This window comes from Sphingopyxis sp. CCNWLW2, assembly GCF_037095755.1.
GTDB lineage: Bacteria > Pseudomonadota > Alphaproteobacteria > Sphingomonadales > Sphingomonadaceae > Sphingopyxis.
Genome location: NZ_JBAWKJ010000001.1, coordinates 1,833,977 through 1,846,761, shown reverse-complemented (window position 1 = coordinate 1,846,761; position 12,785 = coordinate 1,833,977). Strand labels below are relative to the sequence as shown.

Annotated in this window: 14 protein-coding genes; 7 read left to right on the top strand and 7 right to left on the bottom strand. The window is 65.0% G+C overall.

From position 1 onward, the window contains the following. Positions 1-9 precede the first annotated feature (9 nt). Entirely contained in the window at positions 10-960 is a 951-nt protein-coding gene (locus tag V8J55_RS08695; RefSeq protein WP_336445226.1) for a bifunctional helix-turn-helix transcriptional regulator/GNAT family N-acetyltransferase, read from the bottom strand. Between the two features lie 127 nt (positions 961-1,087). On the opposite strand from V8J55_RS08695, the gene V8J55_RS08690 reads away from it, so the two are divergent. Further along, on the top strand, positions 1,088-2,506 hold the full coding sequence (locus tag V8J55_RS08690) for a WS/DGAT/MGAT family O-acyltransferase (protein WP_336445225.1): 1,419 nt from the start codon (positions 1,088-1,090) through the stop codon (positions 2,504-2,506). 113 nt (positions 2,507-2,619) lie between these two features. Here the strand turns inward: V8J55_RS08690 and rbfA are convergent, their stop codons facing one another. Genes rbfA through rimP form a run of 6 tightly spaced genes read right to left on the bottom strand, consistent with a single transcriptional unit; the run spans position 2,620 to position 9,128 of the window. After that, positions 2,620-3,036, bottom strand: a complete 417-nt coding sequence (rbfA, locus tag V8J55_RS08685; RefSeq protein WP_336445224.1) for a 30S ribosome-binding factor RbfA — start codon at positions 3,034-3,036, stop codon at positions 2,620-2,622. A gap of 3 nt (positions 3,037-3,039) precedes the next feature. Continuing rightward, positions 3,040-3,591 (bottom strand): DUF1697 domain-containing protein, encoded by a 552-nt coding sequence (locus V8J55_RS08680; protein ID WP_336445223.1) that lies wholly within the window; start codon positions 3,589-3,591, stop codon positions 3,040-3,042. A gap of 36 nt (positions 3,592-3,627) precedes the next feature. Further along, positions 3,628-6,192: a translation initiation factor IF-2 gene (infB, locus tag V8J55_RS08675; RefSeq protein ID WP_336445222.1), complete on the bottom strand. Its 2,565-nt coding sequence runs from the start codon at positions 6,190-6,192 to the stop codon at positions 3,628-3,630. Between the two features lie 17 nt (positions 6,193-6,209). Then, the gene (locus V8J55_RS08670) at positions 6,210-6,980 is read right to left on the bottom strand and encodes a DUF448 domain-containing protein (RefSeq protein ID WP_336445221.1); all 771 of its coding nucleotides are present in this window, start codon (positions 6,978-6,980) and stop codon (positions 6,210-6,212) included. Then, positions 6,961-8,583, bottom strand: a complete 1,623-nt coding sequence (gene nusA, locus V8J55_RS08665; RefSeq protein WP_336445220.1) for a transcription termination factor NusA — start codon at positions 8,581-8,583, stop codon at positions 6,961-6,963. The genes V8J55_RS08670 and nusA overlap by 20 nt, the downstream gene beginning before the upstream one ends. After that, the gene (gene rimP / locus V8J55_RS08660; protein WP_336445219.1) at positions 8,583-9,128 is read right to left on the bottom strand and encodes a ribosome maturation protein RimP; all 546 of its coding nucleotides are present in this window, start codon (positions 9,126-9,128) and stop codon (positions 8,583-8,585) included. Before rimP ends, nusA begins: the two co-directional genes overlap by 1 nt. Before the next feature lie 157 nt (positions 9,129-9,285). Here rimP and V8J55_RS08655 point away from each other — a divergent pair, with 157 nt between their 5' ends. The 6 genes from V8J55_RS08655 to V8J55_RS08630 all read left to right on the top strand — a co-directional run bounded on the left by V8J55_RS08655 (position 9,286) and on the right by V8J55_RS08630 (position 12,771). After that, positions 9,286-9,813, top strand: coding sequence for a hypothetical protein (locus tag V8J55_RS08655; protein ID WP_336445218.1), 528 nt, complete (start codon positions 9,286-9,288; stop codon positions 9,811-9,813). Positions 9,814-9,820: 7 nt separating this feature from the next. Continuing rightward, a complete protein-coding gene (gene dmeF, locus V8J55_RS08650) occupies positions 9,821-10,741 on the top strand; it encodes a CDF family Co(II)/Ni(II) efflux transporter DmeF (RefSeq protein ID WP_336445217.1) in 921 nt (306 codons plus the stop codon). A 258-nt stretch (positions 10,742-10,999) separates the two neighbouring features. Then, on the top strand, positions 11,000-11,206 hold the full coding sequence (locus tag V8J55_RS08645; RefSeq protein WP_037514749.1) for a cold-shock protein: 207 nt from the start codon (positions 11,000-11,002) through the stop codon (positions 11,204-11,206). A 93-nt stretch (positions 11,207-11,299) separates the two neighbouring features. Next, a complete protein-coding gene (locus V8J55_RS08640) occupies positions 11,300-11,521 on the top strand; it encodes a hypothetical protein (protein WP_336445215.1) in 222 nt (73 codons plus the stop codon). Between the two features lie 39 nt (positions 11,522-11,560). Beyond that, positions 11,561-12,124 (top strand): helix-turn-helix transcriptional regulator, encoded by a 564-nt coding sequence (locus tag V8J55_RS08635; RefSeq protein ID WP_336445214.1) that lies wholly within the window; start codon positions 11,561-11,563, stop codon positions 12,122-12,124. A 47-nt stretch (positions 12,125-12,171) separates the two neighbouring features. Next, a complete protein-coding gene (locus tag V8J55_RS08630; protein ID WP_336445213.1) occupies positions 12,172-12,771 on the top strand; it encodes an HD domain-containing protein in 600 nt (199 codons plus the stop codon). Positions 12,772-12,785 lie beyond the last annotated feature (14 nt).

Genomic DNA, 12,785 nt, shown 5'->3' with positions numbered 1-12,785 from the left:
TGTCAGGACCTAAAGCGTGAGCCGCCAGTGCTCGCTCTGTTCGGGCTTGCCGAATTCGTCGTGTGTCTCAACCTTTTCGATGGTGAAACCATAATCCGCATAGATGGCGCGCGCCGAGGCGAGGACCGTGTGCGTCCAAAGCACCAGTTCGGCATAGCCCGCTTCGCGCGCGAAGGTGATGCAGCGCCCGACGAGATCGCGGCCAAGACCATGGCCGCGCGCCGCGGCATCGACATAGAGCAGGCGCAGCCGCGCGACCTTGTCGGAATCCGCCACGAGGAAGACGCTGCCGAGCAGTTCGCCGTGCCGTTCGGCGACCCAGCATTGTTCACGGCCGGCATCGAAATCGCGAACGAAGCGGCTCGTAATCTCGCCGATCAAGACCTCCATCGCGTCGCCCCAGCCATAGGCGCCGCGATAATAGACCGCCTGCTGCGCGGTGATCAGCCCCATGTCGCCCGGCCGCCACGGACGGACCGCGGGCGGCGGCAGCGGCGCACCCGCCAGCCGCGCCTCGATCCATGCCAGCCGCTCGGCAAGCCCGGCCTGCTCGCCCGGCGACAGATGCGCGAGCGTCGCCGATGTCGACGCGGCGGTCGTGCGATCGAGCTCGGAAAACAGCGCCGCGCCCGCCGCCGTCAGCCGAATCGGATGCTCGCGCGCGTCGACACCACGCGTCCGCGCGATCCAGCCGAGCTGGGTGAAGCGGCGCAGGATGCGGCTGAGATAGCCGGGGTCGACCGACAGCGTCTCGACGATCCGCTTCGAGACGACCGGCTGCCCCGTGGCGATTTCATAGAGGATGCGCGCCTCGATCAGCGACAGCTCGCTGCCCATATAGCCAGGACCAAGAACCCCGGCAAAGCGCGTGTAGAAGCGGTTGAAGCGGCGCAGCGCGCCCGTGGCGGCGTCGGGTTGCGGCGCGTGATCGTCCGGCAGATGGAGGTTGACCGATGGCATGTCGATTCGATGCGTCAATTATTTGACTTTGTCAACTAACTAGCTCTGGCCCACGCGCTTGACACACCCACACCCCCTGTCATGCTGCGCATCAAAAGATGCAGCATATACAGTGGGGAGAGCTGCCATGCGGCTGATGCCGGTGACCGACGCGATGTTTCTGGTCGCGGAGACGCGCGAGACGCCGATGCATGTCGGCGGGGTCAATCTCTATACATTGCCCGACAAGGTCGACGAGACCGAGTGGCTGAACGAGCAGCTCGCGATGCTGCGCCAGTCCGAAGGGCTGCGGCGGCCGTTCAGCGAAGTGCTGAAGCTCACGCCGCTCGGCCAATACGGCCCGATCCGGCTGCAGCCCGACCGCGACATCGACATGCATTACCATGTGCGCAGCGCCGCGCTGCCCAAGCCCGGGCGCTACCGCGAGATGTTCGAGCTGGTATCGCGGCTCCACGGCACCTTGCTCGACCGCACGCGCCCGATGTGGGAGATCACCCTGATCTCCGGCCTGCCCGACCGGCAGATCGCGACCTATTTCAAGATCCACCACGCGTTGATGGACGGCGCGTCGTCGATGCATTTCACCAATGCGATGCTCAGCGCCGATTCGAAGGAGAAACGCGGCTATTCGCCGATGTCGGTCGAGGCATATGAAGCCTATAAACGGAAGTTCCCGCCGCCGAAGAAAGCACCGACGCCGAGCCTCACCGACATCAAAGCCATCGGCAGCTTCCTGAAGGAGCAATGGGGCAACAGCGTAGGGGTGACCAAGGCGCTCAACCAATATGCCGCGGCGATGTTCGGGCTCGGCGGCAGCGACCTCGCAACGCCGTGGGGCGGATTGCCGCGCACCAGCTTCAACCGCAACATCACCGGGGCGCGGCGGTTCGTCGCGCAGAGCTGGTCGCTGGAGCGCGTCCGCGCGATGGGCAAGGCGTATGACGGGACGATCAATGACGCGGTGCTCGCAATGTGTTCGGGCGCGATGCGCAAATATCTGCAATCGCTGAACGAGCTTCCCGACAAGCCCTTGAAGGCCATGGCGCCGGTGTCGATCCGTGCGAAGGACGATATCGATTCGGGCAATTCGGTCGCGGCGGTGACCGCGAACCTCGCGACGCATATCGACGATCCCGCGACGCGCATGGCGACGATCCAGGCGTCGATGAACGCCGCAAAGGCGCAGCTTCGCGAAATGACCGCGCAGCAGATCCAGATCTATACCGCGATCACCCAAATGCCGCAGATGCTGACCGCGCTGACGCGTACCGCCGACAAATTCCCGGCGTACAGCGTGACGATCTCGAATGTCCCGGGTCCGCGCGAGCAGCTCTACTGGAACGGCGCGCGGCTCGACGGCATGTATCCCGCGAGCATTCCCGTCGACGGGATGGCGATGAACATCACGCAGGTGTCGAACAACAAGAATATCGATTTTGGGATTACAGCGTGCCGGCGCAGCGTGCCGCATGTCCAGCGGCTGATCGACTATCTGGAGGACGCGCTGGTCGAGCTGGAGCGAGCGGCGGGGATCAAGGGGAAGTAGCCCCTATCGAGCCTTCCTAACCCGTTCGCATCGAGCGAAGTCGAGATGTCCCTCGACTTGGCGCTAACTCGATGGGTGTCTCGACTTCGCTCGACACAAACGGATGATGGAGGTCAGGCCTCGTCGCCCTCGCCGCTCGCCAGATCGCGCGCCACCTTCGGGTCGCGCAGCAATTTCTCGATATGGCTCGCCTCGTCGAAGCTTTCGTCCGAGAGAAATTTCAGTTTCGCGGCATATTTCATGCGGACGCGGCTGGCGACTTCGCGCTGAAGATAGGCGGTGTTGGTCCTGAGCGCTTTCAGCACCGCTTCCTCGTCCTTACCGAGCAAGGATTTCACGAACACCGTCGCGTGGCGCAGGTCGGGCGACATGCGGACTTCGGTGATGCTCACCGGATGCGTCGCGAGGACGTCGTCGTGGACGTCGCCGCGCGCGAGGATTTCGGAAAGGAGGTGGCGCACCTGTTCGCCGACGCGCAGCACCCGGACCGAGGGGCCGCTATCCTTTTTCCGGTCCTTTTCGGTTCGCATCGCCTAACCCTTTGCCTCTTCGTCCAGTTTCGCGATGATCCGCGCGATCGAGCGCATGTTGCGCGCGGTGCCCTTGTGCCCCAGCCGTCGTTCGATCAGCCGCGCGTGCAGCTTGCTGTCGCCCGCGCCGTCGCCAAAGTCGATATAGAGCGCGCGGTCGCCGAGCGCGAGGCGCTCGTTCGGCCGGACGCGGTGGTCGGTCGCCAGCGCATCGAACTGCTCCTCCGTGGGCTGGCCGTCGAGGAACATCGTGTGGACGATACGGTCCTCGTTCGTGCCCGCGAACGGATTGCCGGCGATCGCCGCGGCGAGTTCGTCGCGGTCACGCACCAGCGCGGCACTCGTCATGTCGAAACGGTCGTAGACCATGATCGACAATTTCTCTTCGAGCCCGCGCGTCGGCCGCGCGTCATGGTCGAACAGCACATTGCCGCTCGCCACGACGGTTTCGACGTTGCTGAAACCCTCGGCTTCGAACGCCGAACGCAGGTCGGCCATCGTCAGCCGGTTGCCACCGACGTTGATGCTGCCGAACAGTGCCACATAGCGAGCCATGCCGGCGCCTCCTGATCCGCGCGGAACGGACGCCCGTTAGAGCGTCCGTTCGCGCAGTTCGACTTCAAAGACTTCGAGGTGGTCGCCCGCCTTGATGTCGTTGGTGTCCGCCAGCACGACACCGCATTCGAGACCCGCGCGCACTTCAGCGACATCGTCCTTGAAGCGGCGGAGCGACGAGATGGTCGTGGCCGAGACGATGACGTCGTCGCGCGTAAGGCGTGCGTGCAGCCCCTTGCGGATCGAGCCTTCGAGCACGAGCAGACCCGCGGCCTTGTCGCGCTTGCCGGCCGGGAAGACATCCTTGACCTCGGCGCGGCCGACGACGGTCTCGATCCGTTCGGGACCCAGCTCGCCCGCCATTTCCTTCCTGATCTCATCGGTCAGGTGATAGATGACGTCATGGTACATGAAGCGCACTTTTTCGCGCTTCGCGATATCGCGCGCCTTGGCGTTCGGACGGACGTTGAAGCCGATGATCGGCGCCTTGGTCGCCGCCGCGAGCGTCACGTCGCTCTCGGTGATCGCACCGGCGCCCGACTGGAGCACGCGAACGCGAATCTCGTCGGTCGACAGCTTGTTGAGAGCATTGACGATCGCTTCGACCGAGCCCTGCACATCGCCCTTGATGATCACCGGGAACTGGATGACGTTCGCCTTGTCGGCGAGCGCCTCGAACATGCCTTCGAGGCTGACCGGCGCCTGGACGGTGCGCTTGCGCGTCGCCTGTTCCTGACGATAGGCCGCGACTTCGCGCGCCCGCGCTTCATTCTCGACGACGGTGAGCGTGTCGCCCGCCATCGGCACGCCGCCCAGACCGAGCACTTCGACCGGCATCGACGGCGTCGCCGACTTGATCTGCTTGCCCTGGTCGTCGATCAGCGCGCGGACACGGCCGCTTTCGGCGCCGCAGACGAAGATGTCGCCGACCTTGAGCGTACCGCGGCGGACGAGGATCGTCGCCACGGGACCGCGACCCTTATCGAGCTTCGCCTCGACCACCGTGCCTTCGGCGGCGCGGTCGGGGTTGGCCTTCAGCTCCATGATTTCGGCCTGCACCGCGATCGCGTCGAGCAATTTGTCGAGGCCGGTCTTCTTGAGCGCCGACACTTCGACATTCTGCACGTCGCCGCCCATTTCCTCGACCACCAACTCGTGCTCGAGCAGGCGTTCGCGGACGCGCTGCGGATTGGCGCCTTCCTTGTCGACCTTGTTGATCGCGACAATGATCGGCACGCCCGCCGCCTTCGCATGGTTGATTGCCTCGATCGACTGCGGCTTGAGGCCGTCGTCGGCCGCAACCACCAGGATGACGATGTCGGTGACATTGGCACCGCGCTGGCGCATCTCGGTAAAGGCCTCGTGGCCCGGCGTATCGAGGAAGGTAACGAGCGAGCCGTCGGGGGTTTTCACCTGATAGGCGCCGATATGCTGGGTGATGCCGCCGGCTTCGCCCGCCTGCACATTCGCACCGCGCAGCGCGTCGAGCAGCGACGTCTTGCCATGATCGACGTGACCCATGATCGTGACGACCGGCGCGCGCGGCTTCAGATGCTCGGCATCGTCGACATCCTCGTCGTGCCGGATGTCGATATCGCCTTCGCTGACGCGGATGATCTCGTGGCCGAATTCGGTGACGAGCAGTTCGGCGGTGTCCTGATCGAGCAGGTCGGTGCTGGCCGACGGGCTGCCCATCTTGAACAGCGCCTTGATCAGATCGTTGGTCTTTTCGGCCATACGGTTCGCGAGTTCCTGAACCGTGATGCTTTCGGGCACGGTGACTTCGCGGACCTGCTTTTCGCGCGGACCCGACGAGGTCATGTGCGAACGCTTTTCCTTTTCGCGGGCGCGCTTCAGCGCCGCGAGGCTGCGTGCGCGCGCGCCTTCGTCTTCGTTCAGCGCCCGCGTGACGGTGAGCTTGCCCGACTGGCGGCGGCTGTCACCGCCACGGGCTGCCTTCGGCTCGGGCCGCTTGGGTTCGGGGCGCTGCGGAGGCGCGACCGGGGTAAAGCGGCGCGGCGCCGGAGCAGCGCTGGTCGTCGCGCGCGGCGCAGGTGTAGGCGCGGTTTCGCTCTGCGGTGCAGCGGCGGGCGCTTCGGCGACGGGGGCAGCAGCGGGCGCTTCGGCAGCGGGCGCGGCAGGCGCAGGCTCGGCGGCCTTCGCCGTCGCCTGTTCGACGCGCGCTTCGGCACGGGCCTTTTCTTCTTCGGCGGCGCGGGCGCGTGCGGCTTCGTCGCGGCGGCGATTATCCTCGAGCGCATTCATGCGCGCTTCTTCGGCCTCGCGCAGCAGCTGCGCCTGGCGTTCCTGACGCGACATCAGGCTGTCATTCTCGCTGACGCGGGGCGCGGCCGGCTTCGGAGCGGGCGCGGGTGCCGGAGCAGCGGGAGCCGGTGCGGGCGCCGGAGCGGCCTCGACCTCTTCGACCTCGACCGGGGCGGCTTCGCCCGGACGACCGAGCACGCGGCGACGCTTCACCTCGACCACCACCGTGTTGCGGCGCCCGTGGCTGAATTGTTGCTGCACCTGTCCGGCCTCGACCGTCCGCTTCAGCCCCAGGGGCTTGCGGGTAAGGGTCGGTTTGTCCTGTTCGTCACTCATCGAAAACCATCATTCCTTCAAAACGCGTCCGAAGCGGCGCTGCTGGTCGGCAACGCCCCAATATTTTCCTCGCCAGAAGCCGGCGCGGCAAGCGGGTCGGAATCGCGGTTGGCCGCGTCCCTACTCCATCCTGTGAAAAACTGCCAGCGGCTCAAATGCGCCAGCACCCGATCCGCGGCGCGGGCGTCGGTCAACGCCAGATGCACCGCATTCTCGCGGCCTAATGCCATAGATAGGGTGCCGCGGTCCACCGGCAAGACCCGGCCCTCGCGGCCCGACCCTTCGGCGTCCTCGCCGACGCGCCATGCCTGCGCCAGTTTCTTGCGCCCATCCTCGCCCGCGTCGCTGGCGTGGAGCAGCAACCGAACCTGGCCCTTGCGTGCCGCGGTTTCGATCTTTTCATTGCCGCTGAGCAAGGTGCCCGAACGCGATTCCAGTCCCAGCCGATCGAGCGTCGCGCGCTGAAGCTGCGCCTCGATACGCGCGCCGAGGTCGTCGGGGATCGTGAAATTGCCGTCCTGCAGCGCGCGCGCGAGCCCGCCTTTCAGCTTGCCCTTTGCATGGGCAGCTTCGAGCGTCGCGCGATCGACGCCGATCCACGCGCCGCGCCCCGGCGCCTTGCCATGGGCGTCGGGCGCGATCGTGCCGTCGGGCCCGAGCGCAAGGCGCACGAGCCGTTCGGCCGGCGAAACCTCGCCGGTGATGACGCAGCGCCGCTCGGGCACATGCTGGCCGCGCCGACCAGCGCGGTCTGGTTCGCTCAGCTGATCATTGTGCGGGGTCCGCATCGGCGGCCTCCCCGGTTGCCGGCTCGCTCGACTCTTCGTCGTCGAACCAGTGCGCGCGTGCCGCCATGATGATCTCGTTGCCCTGTTCTTCGCTCAGGCCATATTCGCCGAGCACGCCGCCCTTGTCCTCGGCGCGTTCGCTGCGCGGCGGGCCGCGGCGGTTGTCGGTGCGCTTCTTGGCGATCAGTTCGTCGGTCGCAAGATCGGCAAGGTCATCGAGCGTCTTGATCCCGGCCTTGCCGAGGATGACGAGCATCGCTTCGGTCAGGTGCGGGATGTCGGCAAGCGCGTCCTCGACGCCGAGCGCGCGGCGTTCCTGACGCGACGCTTCTTCGCGGCGCTCGAGCCCTTCGGCGGCGCGGCTCTGCAGTTCCTGCGCCAGTTCCTCGTCGAAACCTTCGATGCTCGCGAGTTCGTCGATGCCGACATAAGCGACTTCTTCAAGTTCGCCGAAGCCTTCGGCGACGAGCAGCTGCGCGAGCGTTTCGTCGACGTCGAGTTCTTCCTGGAACATCGTCGAACGTTCGACGAATTCGCGCTGGCGCTTTTCGCTCGCGTCGGCCTCGGTCATAATGTCGATCTGGCTGCCGGTCAGCTGGCTGGCGAGACGGACATTCTGGCCGCGGCGGCCGATGGCGAGCGACAGCTGGTCGTCGGGAACGACGACTTCGATGCGGCTGTCATCCTCGTCGATCACGACGCGCTGGACCGTTGCGGGCTGGAGCGCGTTGACGACGAAGGTCGCGGTGTCTTCGGACCAGGGGATGATGTCGATCTTTTCGCCCTGCATTTCCTGGACGACCGCCTGCACGCGGCTGCCCTTCATGCCGACGCAGGCGCCGACGGGGTCGATGCTGCCGTCATAGCTGATCACGCCGATCTTGGCGCGCGAGCCCGGGTCGCGCGCAGCGGCCTTGATCTCGATGATGCCGTCGTAGATTTCGGGGACTTCCTGCGCGAACAGCTTCTTCATGAAGTCGGGGTGCGCGCGGCTGAGGAAAATCTGGGGCCCGCGCGTTTCGCTGCGCACCGACAGGATCAGCGCGCGAACGCGGTCGCCGACGCGCATCAGTTCGCGCGGGATCTGCTGGTCGCGGCGGATCACGCCTTCGGCGCGGCCGAGGTTGACGACGATGTGGCCGAATTCGACCGACTTGACGACGCCGGTGATGATCTCGCCCGCACGGTCCTTGAATTCCTGATACTGGCGCTCGCGATCGGCTTCGCGGACCTTCTGGAAGATCACCTGCTTCGCCGACTGCGCGTCGATGCGGCCGAGGTCCACCGCGGGCAGCGGGTCGACGATGAAGTCGCCGATCTTCGCGTCCTTCTGCAGCTTCTGGCCGGCGGCCAGATCGACCTGCTTGAAATAATCCTCGACCTGCTCGACGACCTCGACGACGCGCCACAGGCGGAGGTCGCCGGTCTGCGGATCGAGCTTCGCACGAATATCGTTCTCGGCGCCGTAACGGGCGCGTGCGGCGCGCTGGATCGCTTCTTCGATGGCTTCGATGACGATGCCCTTGTCGATCATCTTCTCGCTGGCGACGCTGTTGGCAATCGCGAGGAGTTCGGCCTTGTTGGCGGAAATGGCAGTGGCCATCAGTCCTGTCCTTCTTCTTCCATTTCGTCGGCGCCCTCGATCGAGAGCGGGACTGTTGCGGCAATCAATTTGTCGGTGAGAACGAGCTTCGCGGTGTCGATCGCATCGAACGGCAGCTTGTGTTCCACACCCTCTTTATCCGAAATCGTGACGACATCGCCGTCGATGCCGATCAGCTCGCCGTTGAAGCGCTGGCGCCCGTCGCGCTTTTCCTTGAGCGCGATCTTCGCCTCATGCCCCGCCCAGTCGGCGAAGTCGGTGCGGCGCGTCAGCGGCCGGTCGATGCCGGGCGACGACACTTCCAGCCGGTACGCCTGATCGATCGGATCCTTGCCCGCTTCCTCGAGCGCGTCGAGACGGTCCGAAATGCGGCGCGACAGGTCGGCGCAATCGTCGATCGTCAGCTGGCGCGTATCGGGGCGCTCGGCCATCACCTGCAAGGTCGGGTCGCTCTCGCCGCCGAAAAAGGCGACGCGCACGAGCGCCAGGCCCAGAGCCTCGGCTTCGGGCGCGATGATCGCATTGAGGGCGTCGAGATCGGCCAATGAATTTTCCCGTTTCGGATGACCGGAAAGCATGTGGGTATAGCCGCCGCGGCCCGCGGCCCCGACGTCCCAACTGGCTAACCATGTCAAGAAGTACGGCGCATATAGGCTTTGGCGGATGAGTCGGCAAGGGGGAATGACGGCGGGGCGAGCGAAGATGGCTGCATTGCCAGCGAACATCCGCCATGCCATGAACCCGTCGATGAAATTCGGCGCCATCCTCTTTCCAGTCGCCTTGGCAGCGAGCATGCCAGCCGACGCTGCCGAGTTTCCTGCCACGGCGCTATTGTCGATGGGATTTCGCGAGGCGCAATTGAGCGATTTCTCGGAAACTGCCGAAACCAAGATGCGGGTCGCAGCGCCCGATGGCTATCTGAAAGTGACGGCCGACTTCAATGGGGACGGCAAGCTCGACGAAGCCCGGCTTCTCGTCAATGACGCGCGGCGCATCGCCTATGTTGCAGCGACTATCCTGACGTCGGAGAAGCTGGATACTTATGTGCTCGCCTCCTATCCTCTGGAAGAGATCGGAGGCGTCGCGATACGCGCGGCCAAACCCGCCCCGGTCGGGAATGCCGCCGCCCGTCACGCAGGAATCGAGATTCTCGATCTGACAACAGGCGAAGGCGAAGCCAATTATTTCGATGGCGAAGAGTTCGCCATCCGGCTCTCCGGCCCCCGGTAGGTCTGTCATGTCGTTCGACAGCGAAATCGAGGCGCTGGCCCATGACCATATCTTCCTTGGAAAGCGGCACGACGAAAATGCCCGGCGCACCTTGTGGGTGGTCGCGCTCACCGCGGTGATGATGGTCGGCGAGATCGCCGCGGGGCTTGCCTTCAACTCGATGGCGCTGCTCGCCGATGGCTTCCATATGGCGACGCATGCCGGCGCGCTCGGGATCGCGGCGATCGCCTATGCCTATGCGAAGCGCCACGCGCATGGGCGCCGCTACAGTTTCGGCACGGGCAAGGTCGGCGACCTTGCGGGCTTCGCCTCGGCGCTCGTGCTCGGCATCGTCGCGCTTGGCATCGCGTTCGAATCGGCGATGCGCCTCGTCGATCCGCGGCCGGTTGCCTTCACCGAGGCGACGATCATCGCGATGATCGGGCTGGGGGTGAATATTGTGAGCGCGCTGCTGCTCGGCCATGGGCATGATCACGACCATGGGCATCATCACGGCGAGGACCATCATCATGGCCACGCGCACGAACGCGACAATAATCTCCGCTCGGCCTATCTGCATGTCGTCGCCGATGCGCTGACCTCGGTGCTCGCGATCGCCGCCTTGCTCGGCGGGCGCTATCTGGGCTGGGTGTGGCTCGACCCGTTGATGGGGATCGTTGGATCGGTGGTGATCGCGGCGTGGGCCTGGTCGCTGATGCGCGACACCGGCGCGGTGCTACTCGACGCGACCGACGCCGCGATCGAGGCCGAGATTCGCGAACTGGTCGAAGGCCCGGGCGACGCGAAGATCACCGATCTCCACGTCTGGCGCGTCGGCCCCGGTGCGCATTCGGCGATCATCAGCGTCGTCGGCGCGACGCGCGAGACCATCTGCGCACGGGTCCAACCCGTCCACGAAATCGAACATCTGACGGTCGAGATTCGCTGAATCGGGCTGGGCACGGCAGGATATTCGATATCGGCTGCGCCGGGTAAATTCCGCTCGAATATTTCCTTCGTAAACAGCGGAGAATTACGGAAATTGCCAAAAACCTTGACTTTTTGGCAAAATAATTTCAATGTAATTTGGCTAACGTCGCCTGCGACGGAAATTTGATGCCTTTGGGCGGATACTTCCCTTCACGCGCTACCAGCTCCGCCGGTGCTTTTGCCGGAGGATTCCCTGTTTTCGTGAAAGGAAACACCCATGCCCATCGGCACCGTAAAATTCTTCAACAGCGACAAAGGCTATGGTTTCATTGCCAATGAAGATGGCTCGGGCGACAGCTTCGTCCACATCAGCGCTGTCGAGCGCGCCGGAATGGCGACGCTGAACAAGGAACAGCGCGTTTCTTACGAGCTGGAAACCGACCAGCGCGGCAAGACCTCGGCTGTCAATCTTCAGCCTGCATGAATGAAATCCGGCCTGGCGCTCATCGGGCGCCGGGCCGGACCATTCGCCGATCGTTCGGGCACCATGCTCGCGCAGTTACCCAAGGAACATCCTATGGATATGAACGAGCTTTTCTACCGGCACCAGATGGCCCTGATGGCCACCCGTCCCCTGCACGGCGCCAGCGCGCGCCATGCCGATTTCGACCTGCCCGGCCATTATGCCGACCGCATCGACGCCTATCGCGCGCGCCGCGGCATGAGCAAATATTTCGCTGAACCGGCGAGCCCCGCGCCGCTGGCCGCCCAGCCCACCATTCCGCATTTGCCCAACTAGGCCGTTCCAGCGGCGGGTCTTCGGCGCTATGCTTGCTGCGTGACCCATGCCGTACTGCCATGCCGCGACCATCTGGGCGCATCGCTGCGGCGCTGGCGCGCGCTCAATCGCATCAAGCAGTCGGCGCTGGCGGGCGAAATGGGCGTCTCGCAAACGACGGTGTCGCGGTGGGAGGCGGGCCTGCTGACCCCCGGGACAACCGAAGAGGATCGGCTGACGCGCCTCCTCGCAGCGCGACCCAACTCGGCGGCCGACAGCGCCTTGCTCAACCTTGTGCGTCAATCGCCGCAGCCGGTACATTTGATCTGCGACCTGACGCATCGGCTTTTCGCCGCTTCGCCGGCGCGGATCGCCGGCTGGCGGGTCGGGGTTGAGGAACTGGCCGGAAAGTCGCTGTGGCGATTCGCCTCGCCGGGCATCGCAGAGGGCGAGGCGGCGCTGGACGCGCTCGGCTGGTACGAACCGGTCGCGCCCGCGGTCATCGTCGATACTGAATATGCGGATTTCGACGAACTCACGATCGCCGCCGGCCGCCTTCGCTACACACGAATGCCGCTTTCGGACGGCAGCTTTGCGCGGCTGGTCCAGGACGGCGCCGCATAAATTATTCGGCGGCTTGTGTCGGCGATCCCGCCGGTTAGCCTTGCCGCATGACGACACCCTATGCCATCGCCCCGTCGCGCCTCGCCGCGATCATCGACTTTCTGCAGACGGCCGAAAAGCTGAAGGACACGCTGCGCAGCGGGATTACATCGAACGGCCGCGCCGAAAGCACAGCCGAGCATAGCTGGCGGCTCTGCCTGATGGTGATGCTGTTCGACCGCGAACTGGCAGATTATGACCGACTGAAGCTGCTCAGGCTCTGCCTCGTCCACGACCTGGGCGAAGCGATTTCGGGGGACGTCCCGGCCACATGCCAAAGTCCCGACGACGGCCGAGCGGCGCGCGAGCGCGCGGATCTCGAGACATTATGCGCGCCGCTGCCCGACGATCTGCGCGGCGAAATCCTCGGCCTGTGGGACGAGTATAGCGGCGGCACGACGCCCGAAGCCCGAATGGTCAAGGGGTTCGACAAGCTGGAGACGATGCTCCAGCACCTCATCGGACGGAACGCCGCCGATTTCGACTATGCGTTTAACCTGACCTATGGCGCGCAGCATACCGTCCGGCACCCTCTGCTTTTTCAGATACGCGAGCTGGTGGACGCGGCAACGCGCGAGCGGATTGCGACATGCGGAACGAAGGAATGACGACGTCCACAAAC

Coding starts and splice junctions, on each gene's coding strand:
- dmeF (WP_336445217.1), top strand. CDS start 9,821: ATGTCGTTCGACAGCGAAATCGAGGCGCTGGCCCATGACCATATCTTC.
- V8J55_RS08680 (WP_336445223.1), bottom strand. CDS start 3,591: ATGGCTCGCTATGTGGCACTGTTCGGCAGCATCAACGTCGGTGGCAAC.
- infB (WP_336445222.1), bottom strand. CDS start 6,192: ATGAGTGACGAACAGGACAAACCGACCCTTACCCGCAAGCCCCTGGGG.
- V8J55_RS08630 (WP_336445213.1), top strand. CDS start 12,172: ATGACGACACCCTATGCCATCGCCCCGTCGCGCCTCGCCGCGATCATC.
- V8J55_RS08655 (WP_336445218.1), top strand. CDS start 9,286: ATGGCTGCATTGCCAGCGAACATCCGCCATGCCATGAACCCGTCGATG.
- nusA (WP_336445220.1), bottom strand. CDS start 8,583: ATGGCCACTGCCATTTCCGCCAACAAGGCCGAACTCCTCGCGATTGCC.
- V8J55_RS08670 (WP_336445221.1), bottom strand. CDS start 6,980: ATGCGGACCCCGCACAATGATCAGCTGAGCGAACCAGACCGCGCTGGT.
- V8J55_RS08645 (WP_037514749.1), top strand. CDS start 11,000: ATGCCCATCGGCACCGTAAAATTCTTCAACAGCGACAAAGGCTATGGT.
- V8J55_RS08695 (WP_336445226.1), bottom strand. CDS start 960: ATGCCATCGGTCAACCTCCATCTGCCGGACGATCACGCGCCGCAACCC.
- rbfA (WP_336445224.1), bottom strand. CDS start 3,036: ATGCGAACCGAAAAGGACCGGAAAAAGGATAGCGGCCCCTCGGTCCGG.
- V8J55_RS08690 (WP_336445225.1), top strand. CDS start 1,088: ATGCGGCTGATGCCGGTGACCGACGCGATGTTTCTGGTCGCGGAGACG.
- V8J55_RS08640 (WP_336445215.1), top strand. CDS start 11,300: ATGGATATGAACGAGCTTTTCTACCGGCACCAGATGGCCCTGATGGCC.